This window comes from Galbibacter kalidii (genome assembly GCF_026241135.1).
Taxonomy (GTDB): domain Bacteria; phylum Bacteroidota; class Bacteroidia; order Flavobacteriales; family Flavobacteriaceae; genus Galbibacter.
The window spans coordinates 1-16,367 of the sequence record NZ_JAPFGA010000015.1 but is presented as its reverse complement, the minus strand read 5'-3'; the positions used below and the strand labels follow the sequence as shown (position 1 = coordinate 16,367).

Genomic DNA, 16,367 nt, shown 5'->3' with positions numbered 1-16,367 from the left:
AGTTATTCAGCGCTTCTCTTCCTAATTAAACAATTTGGCTAACGCCTAATTGTTCAACGCCTCCGCACCACCAACAATTTCAAGAATCTCATTGGTAATGGCAGCTTGACGGGCTTTGTTGTATGTAAGCGTTAGGTTGTCTTTTAGTTCAGATGCGTTATCGGTTGCTTTGTGCATAGCGGTCATACGCGCACCGTGCTCACTCGCAAAAGAATCCCTTATCGCCTTGTATAGCTGAGTCTTCAATGATTTTGGAATCAAAGTTTCTACAATCTCTGCTTTTGAAGGCTCAAAAATATAATCAGTTAATGTATTTACATTTTCAGATTCAACAGGTTTTATCGGTAAGAAATCCTCTGTCTTTACAATTTGTGTAGCTGCGTTTTTAAAGTGATTGTACACCAACACTATTTTATCATAGGTCCCTTCAGCATACAAATTCATTAAACGATCTGCTACTGCAGCAACATTGTCAAAGTTAAGGTCATCGAAAATATCATTATTGTTGTTGATCACATAATAATTTTTCTTCAATATATCATGTCCTTTTTTTCCAACAGTCATAAAGGATACTTCTTTATCTGCATAAGCTTCTTTGGCCAGTTTATTAGCCTCTTTTATGATATTCGAATTAAAAGCCCCGCACAGCCCTCTGTTGGAGGTAATCGTTACAACCAACACGTTCTTAACTTCTCGCTGCTGAGCAAAGACACTTCCGTAATCACCGTCTAATGTTGCACTTAAGCTTTGTAAAAGTTCGGTAAGTTTATCGGCATACGGACGCATAGCCGTGATGGCATCCTGTGCTTTTTTCAACTTGGCAGCCGATACCATTTTCATGGCACTGGTAATCTGCATCGTTGATCCTACCGATGTTATTCTACTACGTATTTCTTTTAAATTCGCCATTTTTTCAAGTTATGAATTGTGAGTGTAGAGTTAAGAGTTTTTAATTATTGAAACCAATATCCTTATTAACTCTTCACACTTTTCCATCATTCCTTTGGGTACATGCCTTCCAGTTGCTTGAAGTATCTCTAACCAATATTTGGTTTCATCAGCTTCTTTTAGCGCAATTCCAAATTTATTTTTAAAATCCTTTTTACTTACTCCTCGTTGTGCTTCTCTAGTATTTGCTCCAATGCTTGTACCACTTTTTAGCAATTGGGTAGCTATCACAAAATCCTTTTCTTGTTTTAAAATGTCGCAATACTTAACAATATCACAAGCAAATTCAAAACTTTTTATTCGAATAGGACTTTCATCGTTCTTCATCACTACGACTCAAACTCAACACTCTTAACTAAGCACTCATAACTCATTAAGGATTAATATCTTGCTGAAAGCTCTTTCGCTACGTCTGATAGTACTTGGGTTACTTCGTCAGTCAGTTTACCTGCTTTTAAAGTATCCAATATATCTCTGTGTTTAGCGTTTAAGAACTCTATATAGTCTCTTTCAAACTCTTTAACTTTTTCTACAGGAACATCTCTCAACAAGTTTTTTGAACCTGCATAGATGATCGCGATTTGATCTTCTACCGTATAAGGGTCGTTTTGTGCCTGCTTTAAGATCTCTACGTTACGTTTACCTTTACTAATTACGTTCATGGTCGCTGCATCAAGGTCTGAACCGAATTTAGCAAAAGCTTCCAATTCACGATACTGCGCCTGATCCAGTTTAAGTGTTCCGGCTACTTTCTTCATCGATTTGATCTGTGCCGAACCACCTACACGTGATACAGAGATACCCACGTTAATCGCAGGACGAACCCCGGAGTTGAACAAGTCGGACTCCAAGAAAATCTGTCCGTCTGTAATCGAAATCACGTTAGTCGGGATATAAGCAGAAACGTCACCAGCTTGTGTTTCAATAATAGGTAATGCTGTTAGCGATCCCCCTCCTTTAACGATTGGTTTCAAGGATTCCGGAAGGTCGTTCATTCCTTTTGCAATATCGTCATCTGCAATTACCTTAGCGGCACGCTCCAATAATCTTGAGTGCAAGAAGAAAACATCTCCTGGATAAGCCTCACGCCCCGGTGGACGACGAAGCAATAACGACACCTCACGATAAGCAACCGCTTGTTTGGAAAGATCATCATAAATAATAAGTGCTGGACGGCCTGTATCCCTGAAATACTCACCGATAGCAGCACCGGCAAACGGAGCATACACCTGCATTGGAGCAGGGTCTGAAGCATTTGCAGCTACAATTACCGTATAGTCCAAAGCGCCTTTGTCTTCCAATGTTTTGGCAATGGCCGCAACTGTAGAAGCTTTCTGTCCGATAGCTACATATATACAAAATACAGGTTCACCCGCATCGTAAAATTCTTTTTGATTGATAATGGTATCGATACAAACCGTAGTCTTACCAGTCTGACGGTCACCGATAACCAATTCACGCTGTCCTCTACCTACAGGGATCATCGCGTCGATCGACTTGATTCCTGTTTGTAAAGGTTCGTTTACCGGCTGACGGAAGATAACCCCCGGTGCTTTACGCTCCAAAGGCATCTCGTAGGTCTCCCCTTCGATAGGTCCTTTACCATCGATTGGGTTCCCTAGTGTATCAACAACACGGCCTACCATTCCTTCACCTACTTTGATAGATGCGATACGCTCTGTGCGTTTTACAGTATCTCCTTCTCCAATTTCTTTTGAAGGCCCTAAAAGTACAATACCTACATTGTCTTCTTCAAGGTTAAGTACAATCCCTTCCAAACCTGATTCAAATTGAACAAGTTCGCCGTATTGTGCATTCGACAATCCGTAAACACGGGCGATACCATCCCCTATCGTTAGAACAGTTCCCACTTCGTCTAATGAAGCTTTCGCTTCAAATCCTGATAGTTGCTTTTTTAATATTGCTGATACTTCAGCCGCTTTAACTTCAGCCATCTTATTTAGTATTTAGATTTTTCATGTCCAGAAAAACACCGGGACATTCTACCTATTTTTTTAATTAACGTATGTATTATTATTTAAATCCCTTTTCAGGTTACTTAATTGATTGGCAATACTGGCGTTGTACTGCAAATCACCGATACGCAATATAAATCCGCCAATAATGCTTTCGTCTATTTTATTTTCAATCGTTGCCTTACTGCCTGTAAGCTCTTCTGCTTTTGCCAGTACTTTCTTCTCCAATTCCCCCGATAAAGGCACCGCAGTAGTAACTACAGCAACCTGTTCCCCTTTGTACTGGTCGAAAAGAACAATATATTTTTCAGCGACAACTTTCAACAAATCGATCCTGTTGTTTTCTATAAGCACATTGATAAGTCCTTCAGAAACAGAATTGATTCCTGAAAATACCTCTTTCAACACTGCTTTTTTAGTTGCTAATTTAGTCACAGGGCTTTTCAGCATATCGGCCAGCTCCTCACTTCCGTCAATTGTTTTGAAGATGTCTTTCATATCTCCATTAACAACTTCGTGGGTGTTTTGCTCTTTGGCAAAATTCAAAACAGCCTTTGCGTATCTATTTCCAGCTCTTGTACCAATCATCTTCCCTGCAATTAATTTAGAGTAACCTCATCCAACATATCATCAACAAGCTTCAATTGCCTATCATTTGATGATAACTCTCTTTTTATAACCTTTTCTGCAATCTCCACAGACAACGACGCCACTTGGTTTTTCAAATCGGCCAACGCAGCTTGTTTTTCACTGTCTATAGACTGACGCGCTTGTTGTATCATTTTATCAGCTTCTACTTGTGCCTGTCCTTTGGCATCAGTGATCATTTTATCTTTGATCTCTCTTGCTTCTTTGATCATGGCATCTCTTTCTGCACGGGCTTCTTTCAACAACTTCTCGTTATCTGCCTGAAGATTTTGTAATTCTTTACGTGCTTCTTCTGCAGTATCCAATGCTTTGTTGATAGACGCTTCCCTGCTCTTTACGGCTCCTAAAATTGGTTTCCAAGCATATTTACGTAATAGTACAAATAGAATTATAAAAACTATTATAGACCAAAAAATTAAACTTTCAGGATGTGTAACTTTCATTATAAAAAATATTAAATAACGTTTTCTACTCTTAATGTAAACTACACTGTAACCAACCGTTACAGTGTAGTTTATTTGTCAAAAATTATTTTGCGATCAACGCAACAACCACTGCGAAAAGTGCAACACCTTCAATAAGTGCCGCCGCAATAATCATAGCAGTTTGAATTTTTGAAGTTGCTTCCGGCTGACGCGCGATAGCGTCCATTGCAGAACCACCGATTCTACCAATCCCGATTCCTGCACCGATTGCAGCTAATCCAGCTCCTATTCCAGCTAAAATCATAATTAAAAATTTATAATAGTTATTAAATAAAACTCAATTCTTAGAAACAGTTTAAAATTATTTTAGCACGTTTTTTATGCTTCTTTTTGGCTGCAACTTCGTTAAATTTTTCAACGATAGCCCTGCTATCCTATAAAAATTTGCCTTGTTTCGCTCAAAAATAACCTATAAAATTCCGCACAAAACAAATTCAAACTGTTTCTTAATGGTGAGCTTCTACTGCCTGACCAATAAACAAGGCCGACAACAGCGTAAACACATAAGCCTGCAAGGCAGCTACCAATAACTCTAGCACATACATAAATAATGAAAATGCTATAGAAATAGGCGCAACCGCTACCGATTTAAATATAAATATCAAGGATACCAAGCTAAGAATGATGATATGTCCTGCCGTAATGTTGGCGAACAAACGAATCATTAGTGCAAACGGCTTGGTAAACATCCCCAAAACCTCTACAGGTATCATAATAGGCAACAACCATTTTGGTACTCCCGGGGTTGCAAATATATGTCCCCAGTAATGTTTGTTACCGTTAAATATTGTGATCAGGAAGGTAATGGTCGCCAATACCCCTGTAAATATAATGTCATTAGTTAAAGTTCCCTGGAACGGAAAGAAGGGGATCAGTCCAAATAGGTTCCCAATCCAAATCAAGAAAAATACCGTCAACAAATAGGGCATAAACTTTTCGTATTTCTTCTCTCCAATATTTGGTTTGGCGATATCGTCACGTACAAAAACCACCAAAGGTTCCATAAAAGCAGCAAGCCCCTTGGGCGCTCTTTCATTTCTCTTATATGATCGAGCCACAGGAATGAATATCACCAACATCAATATGGATGTCAGCATTAATGTAAATACGTTTTTTGTAATTGAAAAGTTAAGCGGGCGCTCATTGGTAGGATGATGTTCTTCATCATAAGTAACACCACCATCCGCATTGGTATAATAAATTTCGTCATGAACACGAACGAACTTCATTCCGTTTCGTTCCACAACAACCTTCCCTTCTTCATCGTGATGAAATGCAGAAGACATGAAGGTAACCAACCCATTATCGGTCCACAATATTACCGGTAAGGGCATAGAAACCGAACCGACAATATGAAACTCGTGCGAATCTTTTGTGTGGTGGTCTATTAATTCCGTAGGATCAAAAGCTTCTTCCGCAGCTTCTTCATTATGAGTGTCTTCGTGCTCTTGTGCCGTTGTAGCAAAAGAAGCCAAGAACATTACTAAAAGAAAAAATCTCTTAAAAGATTTCCGTGCTAATATCATACCTTTTGTTGATAAAATAATTGGTCCTCAAAAATTCGCTGCAAAGGTACATTTTTTATTCACATTTGAAATGTTAACAACTATTTTTTTTAATTCGCTATCGATAAATAAATTTTCATATCAAAAAAACCTCATTTCAAGAGTTTTAAAACAAAGAATGTTTCAATAAACAGAAAGATAAAATAGGGAATAAAAAAACTAAATACACTCGGTATCGGGTCTGTCATTTCACTTTGTATTAAAGGAACCAAAAAAACAATGGCTGCCAACATTTTTAGCAAGCTTAAAGCCAAAAAAGCAAACCCGGTTTTATCAGGCATTTTTTTGTTCACTCCTAAAGTAGAGAAATATACAATAATGGTTGAAAGGAAGTGAAAAGTATAAATACTCCACATTGAATAATAAAACATTGTATCAGGAAACAGGGAAGTTTGTAGATAGCTTTGTGCAACTGCAAGAATAACAACCAGTGGACTTACTATTCCTAAGAAAGAAATAATTTTTTTCTTCATAGACCTAAAAGCGGTATCAAAAATTTGTTCTATAACAAAATTAACACCTGTGAGTCCCATCTTTTTAAGGGAAAGTCTCACAGGTGTTTTTTATCTTTTTAGTTCCAACTTAAAAGAAAGTGGTTGGCAAATCTCTTTCAATCCAATCACTATTCTTCTTCATCTTTATTAAGGTTCTTTACCTGTCTAATCACAACATACAAGGCAATAAACACACTAACAAGTGAACATATTATGGTATATGTTGAATAGTTGTTTGGATATTTTTCATCCAACCAAACTCCTAAATAGGTTCCTCCGCCAATTATAATGGCCATTTGAAAACCTATATTACTGAATTTTATCCAGGAATTAAGCTGATTTCTCGTTGGTTTTTTGTTCTTTTTCTTTTTGGTCATGTTCTCCTTTTAAGGACTTAATGGAAGCCCCTTTCATCGAACAAGAAGCGTTAAAAGTAGCTCCGGGTTCTACTGCCAGTTTCCCGACAATAACGTCACCTTCTATTACTGCTGAACCTTTTAGGCTCAAAATGTTTTCTACTTTTAATTCGCCGTCAAATTTACCTTCAACATCGGCATTCATACATTGAATTTTACCATTCACTTTGCCTTCTTTTCCTATCACTACTTTGCCTTTGGCGGTAATGCTTCCGTCCAGTTCTCCGTCAATGCGTATATCGGCTTCTGAAGTCAGGTCTCCTTTGATTTTTGTGTTTTCTACAATTCGGTTGGTCTGCCCCGCAATGGGCTCGATTCTGTTTTTTTTGGATTCTGCAAACATCTTACTAATTATTAAGACTCGGGTTAATAAATTGATCTTCGGTTAAATACTCGTCCAGATTCTTATGGATCTGAATCGTTTTATAGTCGGATGACGAAATTACAAATTTCTCATTATCAACCAAATAATCTTTGTTAATGTTTAATAATTCCGCATATCCTTCTGCTTTTTGTTTGGAATCAAATCCGTGAATCACAAAAAACAGCTTGTCCCTGTCGTATATATCCTTTGAATGACTAAGATAAAGATATTTCAGTTCTTCTATAGATTGATCCACCTTTTCTTCTAATGTCCGTATCCCTGTTGTATCTGTTTGCTGAAAAGGATAGACCACTTTCCAAACCGTTGATGAATCGTCTTCATCAAAACTTTTGGAAGCCATCCTCGGCAAGGTTTTGTCTATGATCTCTTGCGCTCTTTCCCCTTCCTCGGCATTAGGATATTTTAAAGCAATCTGACTCAGGGCTTCCTTATAGGCTTCAAAACCGATCAATCTTCCCGTAGCCGTTGCTTTCAGCATTTCAAACTTCATCATAATATCCTCACCATTGTATGTTGAAATGTGTTCGTCCGCCTCTGTTATTACTTTTTCATAGTTCTGATCTTCAAAATCTTTATACAGATTGGCATAGACCGTTTCCGGACTATTACCGTCATCTGACAAAACAGCTTCGGGATTCTTCAAAATCTCTGCATATCTTGAATCAGGGAAGCTTGAAATAATGTCTGTTTTCAACTGCTGTGCCATGGGCAACTCCAATGCTTCATAGATCTTATACAGATTGTATTTGGCCGGAAGCACCAATTTTTCCTCCGGATTGTTGTTCAGTAGCGTTTCCAGTTTATGAGCTGCCAAACGGTTTTCCTGAAACCGTTCTTTGTAGATAAGTCCGAGTTGATAATTGGCAAAGTTCCGTTCCTTGTGAATGCTATCTATCGCCTTGGCTTCTGTTGGCAACTGACTGATATAGAAGTCAGGCGAATCCGAACTGGATGCTGTTTCTGTCTCTGCCAACTCTTCTTCTTCCCTTGAAACAACCGTCTTATTGTTCAACCTCCAGTTGTCTTCCAGGCTTCTGTTTCCCCATCTTTTTTTGAACTCCTGAACTCCGTATTGAACACTGGTGGTGTTGTAAAAATAAAATTCAGAATCTGAATTGCTTTGCAAGCTCCCTAGGGAAGAACCCCTTCTATTTTGAGCCAATAAAGCTATTTTGGCCCGCTCGCGCTCTTCTTCTTCGATTTCTTTAAGCGAATCGATATGTTTTTGATAATAGGCTTCTTTTTCTATATCCGAAAGGTTTACCACATAGAGGATGCTATCGTTGCGTTGGGCGATGTCTTCATATTTAATGACATTCTGAAGGTTTTCCCGTTTTCTGGCCAAGCCCCTGTATTTGGCCGTGTTTTCATCCAGATAGGTAAGCGTACTATCATAATAAGCACTTGCCAGTTTATATTCGGCCTTATCAAAATACATCACGCCCAAATCTTCGTAGTTCATCGCTTTTAGCGTATTGTCAGTTGTGGTATTTCTCAAGGATTTATCCAAATACAGCTGTGCGAGTTCAACACTGTCGTTTTTCAGGTAATACATCGCATTCAAGCGGTATAACTTGTCTAAATATGGTCTGTTCTCCCTGTTTTTTTCCAGTTTTTCGAGCAAGGTCATCAATTCTTCATCCTGATCCCCCTTCTGAAATTGATTCTTGATCTTTTCCACATAGGCGTTCATCATATAAATCCGGGGTGACTTTCGTTTCAGGGCTATCACCTTATCAAAAGCAATGTTTGCACTGTCAGGAAGCCCCATTTCGTTGTACAGCTGACCAATGATATAGTTGTAGCGTCCTTTTTCCTCAAAATTCTTTGTGGTGTTAGAGGCCACTTTCAGTCTAAAAATAGCGCTGTCTTTTTGTTCTAAATTGATATAGGCCTGGGCCATCATAGCAGAAGCATCTGCATATTCTTGTTTATTGATTGCTGAAGCAAGTACTTTCTTTAAATTGATGATGGCGACTTCTTCATTTTCCATTCTGATATTGGCCTTTTCACGCCAAATCGCAGCTTGATGGACCACATCGGCATCGGTGTATTTTCGCAGTACGTAATTGAATGCCTCCATGGCTGGTACAAAACGCTGATCGTAATAGCGTGCTTTTCCCAACAAAAGGTAGGCATCATCTATTTGTGCATTTCGCTCCCGTCCCCTGATATTCATCCCCCGTTTTTGGATAGCTTTGGTCGCTTTTTCTTCAGCTCTTTGAAAATTCGGATTTAATTGAGCAGTGTCTATGATGATTTCGTCGCGAATTTCCATCCGCTCCACGGGAAGTATTTCCCAATAATTGTCCACATAGGTCTCGATAAGTGATTTTCTCCCTTCTTCCAGGGCAACCTGACCGTTATAAAGTACGTTGAATTTAGTGTTTAGCGCATGCCAATTTCTATTGACAAAAGCATCCTTTTTGGTCGAACAAGCCGTTGCTGCCAGCACCAAAAGCATTAGGAAAGTTGATATTTTCAGGTATTTGTTCAAAGTCAAGTTGTTGCAATATTAACTAAGAAGTTGACCGTTTATTGCCCAAATCAAGTCAAAACCTTGGGGCAAACATCGGAGCTGAGGATTCCTAAAAAGCCCTTGTTGAATTTGATTTGTCATACTGAGCCTGTCTGCAGACAGGCTCAGTATGACATCGGAATTTGCTGCTTTTTAGAAGGCAACCTCCTCACTTCGTGAGTAAAAATACATTTCTTTTTGGGTAAAAAAAGAAATAGAGCCTTATTATTTCGCTACCGGAGCTAAAATTTCTTCAGAAAAGAAAGCTTCCAATTCTTTTAAAGTCGCCTCTGAGGTTCGAATATCTTTTATGTTTATGCCTTTATCCAACACCACGATGCGCTCACAAACCTCGGTCACGTGCAACAGGTCGTGACTGGAAATCAAAACGGTTGTGTCTGCATCATCTCTAAACTCGTTGATGATCTTTTTTAAACGGATCTGCGTTGTCGGATCGAGATTGGCAAAAGGTTCGTCGAGGATAATGACTTCGGGCGACCCGATAAAGGAGGCCACAATCCCCGCTTTTTTCTGATTTCCCTTGGAGAGATCGCGCAGGTATTTCTTTCCTCCTAAAATCTCCCCGTGGAAAAAGTCTTCAAACTTTTTCAGCATTATATCTACATCCTCCTTGTTTTGCCCTCTCAATTCCCCTATAAAATAAAAATACTCTTCGGGGGTCAGATAGCCAATCAAAAAGGTTTCGTCTATAAAAGCTGAAGTAAAGGGTTTCCAGTCTTCACTTTCGTCAACTTTGATGTCGTTGTTCAGCACAAAACCGGAAGACGGCTGAATCAAATCCAACAACAAACTGAACAAGGTGGTTTTTCCAGCCCCATTATTACCCACCAAACCAAAAATTTGTCCTTTAGGTATTTCCATATTATCAATTGATAAAACGGTGGTTCCACTATATTTTTTAGAGAGGTTTTCTATTCTGATCATCTTTCGATTAGTTTTTTTGTTTGTATGCCGCAAGGGTTTTATACTTCTCGGCTTTATATACTTTTTCTATTTTGTTAAATACTTTTTCTTTGAAAGCAAAGCCCAACATCCCGGCAATCACTACCAAAGCATATCCTAAAAACGGTCCGACAGTATAATGACCTATAACATATACAATTACTGGGATAGCCAATTTAGGGATCGTCAGCAACAAGGTTTTGGCATTAAAAGCCTGAGAGTCGCCAAAGGCTTTTTTGTTGCTGGTCAGGTCGATCGGGGTTTTTACATAAGCGCCACCCCATAAAACCATATAAGAATTCACTCCGATATTATAGATCGCACTAACAATAATGGCCAAGTACACTTCCCAGCCAAAATAAAGGTAGAACGAAGCTAAGATTGTGGTTACAACCGTAGCCATCACCATTAACCACCATTTTGAATTGAGGTAATCGCGATAGCGGATATTCTGACTCATCATCAACGGGTAATAGGCACTGTCCCAACTCGGTACAAACTGTCCAAAGCTAAAAAGAAAGCCACCGGTAACAAAAATAGCGGCAAAAATACGCCATGGTGGTGCTTCATACACTTCAAGTGCCCCGGTAAAGAACAGGAGTCCATAAAAAATAAAAAGGAAACTCATAAACACCGTTGTTTTTGAGCGTTTGTTCCTTTTGATCAATTTAATGTCGTTTTTAAGGAATACCGAAATGCTTCCGAAGCGGTTCAACCAATCCATATTCTCGGCAGTCGCTTCTTGTTGTTTTACAGCCAGACCGGCATCCAGAAACAAGTGTCTTTTAAAATAACGAAATGCTGAATAATATAGCAAAGTTAATAAACCAATTGGTATAATGCATAACAACGGCTGGTCATATAATGCTTGAAAGATCGGATGTATATATACCGTCACATCAAAAATATCATAATAATGCAACACGCCCAGTGCTGCAACAAGGCTTATAAATGAATAGAAGAACACATCGACACCATTCAGGAAAACATTGATAAAATTATTACAATATACCAATGCATATATTGAAACAACCCACAGGATGACCTGTAAAGGCGGATATCCATTCATCATTAACACAATACCGAATGGTATAAAGAAAAAAGCGTGAATAATATTGAAAAAAGACACGGCTGTTTTCCATAAACTGAACTGTACTATTTTTGATTTTTTAAAAGGCAAGTACAACAAGGGCTTAATATTCACCACTGGCATTTTCTGCAATAGATACCTAAAGAAAAGATCGATGACCAAATAATAGATCAGAAAACGGTTGATGACCTCCACGGGTTCCATTTGCAGATTTTCCTCAATCAAATAATAAGCAAGACCGCCCATAATGGAAAAGCTGGCTATCATGTACAAAGCAAAAAAGCCCAACAATATTTTAATGGCTAGGTTGGAAGAAAAAGAAGCAGCTCTAACAAACGACTTCCACTGAAGTGATATAAAGTGTTTTATCATTAGTTTAAGGTTGTTACAAAATATGTCTACAAAGCTTGACGAGTGTTACAAACTTAAGGAATTATTTCAATGCATCCTTACCCTACTTACCAAGACAAACGCATCACATTTAATCTGAAAAACCTTCCCGCGTGATTAAATATGCCGCCCCGCCTAGGGCGGGCTTAAAATACTTTTCACTCAATCCATGCTATTAATATATCACTCCTAACGGGGTTAAAACCGGAATCTTTATAGCAAAAAATTAAATAGTCCAAGATTTTCGGGTCTGCATCAATTATGAGAAATGTGGTTGCAAAACCTATTCATATAGATTTGATTGTATAATGCGTATGCCCCCTATCCTACTACTTACTGAACAACGATACAAAGCTATCACCTTCCAATTCAAAGGAAACACTCCCATTTTCAACAGATACGGTCTGCAATGTTTTTCATTTTCAATCTAATTTTTATTTAAAAGCTGATCGGCCGCCAATATCAGGAATATATAATCGGTTGTTCCTCCACCGAGCACATATTCCGTTTGCTGCCATAAAAAAGGCCATTCCAACAATTCAGGAAAATCAGGACGTATAAGTGCTGTTCCGGAACCTATTCCGCCTGGGATAAAAGAAAAATCCCCACGAGTGGTGCCATAAGCCTGTGTAATCGACCTGGAACCTACACCGGATGCAAAAGAAGAGGTATTAACCCCAGGATGTACTCCCAAAACAAAATTCATCGCATTCAGCATATAAGTGTTCGGGAAAATATCGGGAAAAGATGTGTGTAAGAAATACTGTTTCATCCCAAAATTTTGAATTCCCCATCCAGCACCCCAAATATTGGGTTCATAAGGCATTCCGTAAGGTGTTTTCTCTCCTAAAGCCTCAATTTCAGTATAATATTTTTCTATGGCTCCCCTGATCGATTTTTCAAAATCCTTATCATCTATCAGCGACATTACCGGTCCGATTACCCATCCTGTCCGGTTGATGTTTTCAACAATACCTTCTTTTTGACTTACTAGGAAATCGGCATATTTTTTATCCTTTGTGGTTTTCAGCAATTCGGAGGCCAAACCTACCTTAATCAATGGATTGTCAACTTCGGTTATCCTCCATATTTTTTCAGCTATGCTTAAACACTTTCCGGAGAGTTGCGGATTATATGCTTTCAATGCGCGTGCCCCTGCGGCAAGACCTGCAGCGGTATTCAATTCCCGATACGGATTCTCCTCAGTAAAAACCCAACGGTCGTCCGGTGCACCGGGCAGACCTATTTCAATATTGGTATTACCATTTTCGGTAAAAATTTCGTTATCGGTCTGATTTGTAGCATCCCCCAGCAACACATATTGTTGTAAAGTTGGTGTAATAATCCCTCGGTAAAAACGTCCCATGGACTCATATCCACCGACAATGGACAACGCTCCATGTTCTATTTGCTGAAGGATGTCGGATTTTCCATCCGGTTGAAGAATGATTACCGAACGTGTTTTCTGATCAATCGTTGTGTTGTCATAATCCACCCCAAAGTTTTCATAGATATGCGATAAGCCTTGTACCGTAGATGCTTGTGACTCTACCCTAAGATCATAATCCCCTGCATCGTGCCATCCTCCAACATTGATACCGGGAACGTGATCTCCCGATTGGTATTTTGTCAGCGTTTTTTCTCCTTGTAGATATCCATCAAAATGATTCAGGTCTGTGGGCGCCATTCTCGCATCGTCCATATGACACAAGCCATGCCATACCTTATACCTGTCATTAATACGCATGTGGCACATCTGTACCGGCAAGAAATAATCTACCGTAGGTTGCCATACATTCCTTTTGAATACGTCTTTGTTTATCTGAAATGCATGTGTGGTATAATCGCCATATTTTACAACATACATTCCGGGTTCTTCGATCTTGGAAAAATCCAGCTGATAATAGTTATACCTTAAAAAATCACCCCATTTTGCAGGCGTTTTAGATATTACTTCGGAATAACCACCTTCATTGTTTACCCGCAACAGCGTTGCCTTCTTGACGTTGGTATCGTTTTTATCGGTTTCAATCACCGCTATTTTATCTTGTTCGGGGTGATATCCCACTTGTGAAACCTGCACCACCGGATCATAAATGAAGTTTTCAACCGTATTTGGAGTTATCAGCCATTCAATCGCATTTTTGGTTGCTCCGGAAGGCACTAACGACCGTACAATGAACCATCCGTTACTGTGTTGGGCACGTCCGTCCAACAACTCTAAGGTATTTCCCTTTAAATTTTCGATGGTCAGGGTTTGTTTTTCATCCTCAGGAGAAATAACCAGTTGCTTTCCGGTTGCCATTGGTTTTAGTTGATACTTCTTATCATCGTCATAATATCCCGGTCCGTTTGCCTGCCGGTTGAAAATCCCAAAAGAGTCATCCATATAATAAGACTTTCCGAACAGGATTCCCGGGAACAATTCAATATTCATTCCCACTTTTCCTACCCACTCTTCCGGTAGCGGTTTATCCAAATCCACTATAATCTTGAACGATTTACCCTGCGGAACTACTTTCAGGGTATATGAAAAATTGAGGTCGGGGTATATAATAGGGTTAAATCCGACCCTGTTTTTATCAGGATCAGGATAAGACATGCGAACGCTGATCTCTTGTTTTTTCAGGTCAACTTCCCTTTCTCCAACCTTGGGCACAGGCTGCCATTGTCCCGGCGTTTGTTCTAGTCTTAAATCCCCGTTGGTCGCTATGCGAATTCCGTTTTGAATAATCCCGATACCACCCTGATGGCTTTCCGGATAGAAATCGTGTGCCAGCATTACATTGGCACCACGCATTTCCAGATATTCCTGGTCATTGATTTTAAATTCTTGTTCTGATTTTCCTTTGTTTTGTGCGTATATCTGCCCAATACAGATACAACAAAATGTTAAAAAAAGCTTGTTCATAAGTCAGTTAGTTTGAATGGTTAAAGTTAGGGGGACAATAAAGCCTCCATTAATACTATTTTATCAATTTTATATTAAATAATTACATAAAAGCATAAAATAAGGATAATATTATATCTTTACTCAGCCAAAATCGTAGTAACATGAAACCTATCAGTATCCTTATAACTTTATTGTGCAGTGTTTTTGTCCTAAATGCCCAAAAAACGGACGAAGATTTAGTAAAAACACTTAAAGAAGCCGCTACCTCCCAGCTACTTGATAAATGGTATCCTTTGGTTATCGATAAAGAGGACGGAGGATATTACAGCGATATCACCTACGATTTCAAACTGGGTGAAAACCAACAAAAAATGATCGTTACCCAAGCCCGCCATATGTGGGTGAATGCTATAGCGGCCATGGAAAACCCCGGAAAAAAAGAAACCTATCTTGAAAACGCCAAACATGGTTTCGACTTTATTAAAAACAAAATGTGGGATCAGGAAAACGGCGGTTTTCATACTTTAGTGACCAAACAAGGAGAGCCTATTTCAAGAGAGGGCGAAAAGAAAACCGCATACGGAAATTCTTTCGCCATTTACGGACTCGCCACTTATTATAAAGCTTCTCAAAACAGTGAAGCTTTAACGCTGGCCCAAGAAACTTTTTATTGGTTGGAAAGGCATAGTCACGACCCAAAACACAAAGGCTATTTCCAATCGCTTGAACTGGACGGAACACCAATCGCAAGAACGTCGGATTTCCCATCTACATCAGATATAGGCTATAAAGACCAGAATAGCTCTATCCATTTGTTAGAAGCTTTTACCGCTTTGTATGAAGTTTGGCCCAACGAGCTATTAAAAAAGCGTTTGCACGAGTTACTCGTTCTTATCAGGGATACTATCACTACCGATGATGGTTATATGAAGCTGTTCTTTGAAGCGGATTGGACTCCGGTTTCTTTTAAAAATACCTCCAAAGAAAATATTAAAAAGCACTATTATCTGGAACATGTATCATTTGGACATGACGTAGAAACTGCCTATTTAATGCTGGAAGCTTCCCATGCTTTAGGTTTGGAAAACGACATTACCCTTAAAACAGGTAAAAAAATGGTCGACCACGCCTTAAAAAACGGTTTTGACAACAAGGTAGGTGGATTTTACGACGGAGGTTATTATTTTAATGACGAACAAGACATTCAAATTGTAAATGAAAACAAGAATTGGTGGTCACAAGCTGAAGGGTTGAACGCCCTCCTTATGATGAGTCAACATTTCCCCCAGGACGAAATGAACTACAGAAAGCATTTTGAAACACTGTGGGAATACACTGAAAACTATATCATAGACCAAGACCATGGCGGATGGTATGAATGGGGCATCGACAAAAGGCCGGAAGCAAAAACAGCCCTAAAGGGACAAATATGGAAATCTACTTACCACAACTACCGCGCTTTGGTCAATTGTATACATATGTTGGAGGAATAACAGCTTTTAGAGGTCAGTAGTTAGTTACTTATCAATTTCGATTGATATACAACATCACTATTGACCATTTTGGTAATAAGGTTATTAAATATTGTTTCCTTGC

15 protein-coding genes are annotated in these 16,367 nt (G+C 39.0%); 1 reads left to right on the top strand and 14 read right to left on the bottom strand.

Features of this window, described 5'->3' with window-relative positions:
* Window positions 1–45 precede the first annotated feature (45 nt).
* The 14 genes from atpG to OOZ15_RS14595 form a co-directional block, all read right to left on the bottom strand.
* Window positions 46–909: an ATP synthase F1 subunit gamma gene (gene atpG, locus OOZ15_RS14660; protein ID WP_265957179.1), complete on the bottom strand. Its 864-nt coding sequence runs from the start codon at window positions 907–909 to the stop codon at window positions 46–48.
* Between the two features lie 30 nt (window positions 910–939).
* Window positions 940–1,275 (bottom strand): four helix bundle protein, encoded by a 336-nt coding sequence (locus tag OOZ15_RS14655; RefSeq protein WP_265957178.1) that lies wholly within the window; start codon window positions 1,273–1,275, stop codon window positions 940–942.
* 53 nt (window positions 1,276–1,328) lie between these two features.
* Entirely contained in the window at window positions 1,329–2,903 is a 1,575-nt protein-coding gene (gene atpA / locus OOZ15_RS14650) for a F0F1 ATP synthase subunit alpha (protein WP_265957177.1), read from the bottom strand.
* A gap of 60 nt (window positions 2,904–2,963) precedes the next feature.
* Entirely contained in the window at window positions 2,964–3,512 is a 549-nt protein-coding gene (gene atpH / locus OOZ15_RS14645) for an ATP synthase F1 subunit delta (protein ID WP_265957176.1), read from the bottom strand.
* A gap of 11 nt (window positions 3,513–3,523) precedes the next feature.
* Entirely contained in the window at window positions 3,524–4,015 is a 492-nt protein-coding gene (locus OOZ15_RS14640; RefSeq protein WP_265957175.1) for a F0F1 ATP synthase subunit B, read from the bottom strand.
* Window positions 4,016–4,100: 85 nt separating this feature from the next.
* Window positions 4,101–4,301: an ATP synthase F0 subunit C gene (gene atpE, locus OOZ15_RS14635; RefSeq protein ID WP_265957174.1), complete on the bottom strand. Its 201-nt coding sequence runs from the start codon at window positions 4,299–4,301 to the stop codon at window positions 4,101–4,103.
* A gap of 202 nt (window positions 4,302–4,503) precedes the next feature.
* Window positions 4,504–5,583, bottom strand: a complete 1,080-nt coding sequence (gene atpB / locus OOZ15_RS14630; RefSeq protein WP_265957173.1) for a F0F1 ATP synthase subunit A — start codon at window positions 5,581–5,583, stop codon at window positions 4,504–4,506.
* A 131-nt stretch (window positions 5,584–5,714) separates the two neighbouring features.
* A complete protein-coding gene (locus OOZ15_RS14625; RefSeq protein ID WP_265957172.1) occupies window positions 5,715–6,155 on the bottom strand; it encodes a DUF6168 family protein in 441 nt (146 codons plus the stop codon).
* A gap of 89 nt (window positions 6,156–6,244) precedes the next feature.
* Window positions 6,245–6,493 (bottom strand): AtpZ/AtpI family protein, encoded by a 249-nt coding sequence (locus tag OOZ15_RS14620; protein ID WP_265957171.1) that lies wholly within the window; start codon window positions 6,491–6,493, stop codon window positions 6,245–6,247.
* Window positions 6,447–6,875, bottom strand: a complete 429-nt coding sequence (locus OOZ15_RS14615; RefSeq protein WP_265957170.1) for a bactofilin family protein — start codon at window positions 6,873–6,875, stop codon at window positions 6,447–6,449. The genes OOZ15_RS14620 and OOZ15_RS14615 overlap by 47 nt, the downstream gene beginning before the upstream one ends.
* Before the next feature lie 4 nt (window positions 6,876–6,879).
* A complete protein-coding gene (porW, locus tag OOZ15_RS14610; RefSeq protein ID WP_323053914.1) occupies window positions 6,880–9,414 on the bottom strand; it encodes a type IX secretion system periplasmic lipoprotein PorW/SprE in 2,535 nt (844 codons plus the stop codon).
* 246 nt (window positions 9,415–9,660) lie between these two features.
* Window positions 9,661–10,380 carry an ABC transporter ATP-binding protein gene (locus OOZ15_RS14605; RefSeq protein ID WP_265957169.1) on the bottom strand — a complete coding sequence of 240 codons (720 nt, stop codon included), beginning with the start codon at window positions 10,378–10,380 and terminating at the stop codon, window positions 9,661–9,663.
* A 7-nt stretch (window positions 10,381–10,387) separates the two neighbouring features.
* The gene (locus OOZ15_RS14600) at window positions 10,388–11,860 is read right to left on the bottom strand and encodes a DUF5687 family protein (protein WP_265957168.1); all 1,473 of its coding nucleotides are present in this window, start codon (window positions 11,858–11,860) and stop codon (window positions 10,388–10,390) included.
* Between the two features lie 445 nt (window positions 11,861–12,305).
* Window positions 12,306–14,789, bottom strand: coding sequence for a glycoside hydrolase family 9 protein (locus OOZ15_RS14595; protein ID WP_265957167.1), 2,484 nt, complete (start codon window positions 14,787–14,789; stop codon window positions 12,306–12,308).
* Window positions 14,790–14,932: 143 nt separating this feature from the next.
* Here OOZ15_RS14595 and OOZ15_RS14590 point away from each other — a divergent pair, with 143 nt between their 5' ends.
* Window positions 14,933–16,264 (top strand): AGE family epimerase/isomerase, encoded by a 1,332-nt coding sequence (locus OOZ15_RS14590; RefSeq protein WP_265957166.1) that lies wholly within the window; start codon window positions 14,933–14,935, stop codon window positions 16,262–16,264.
* Window positions 16,265–16,367 lie beyond the last annotated feature (103 nt).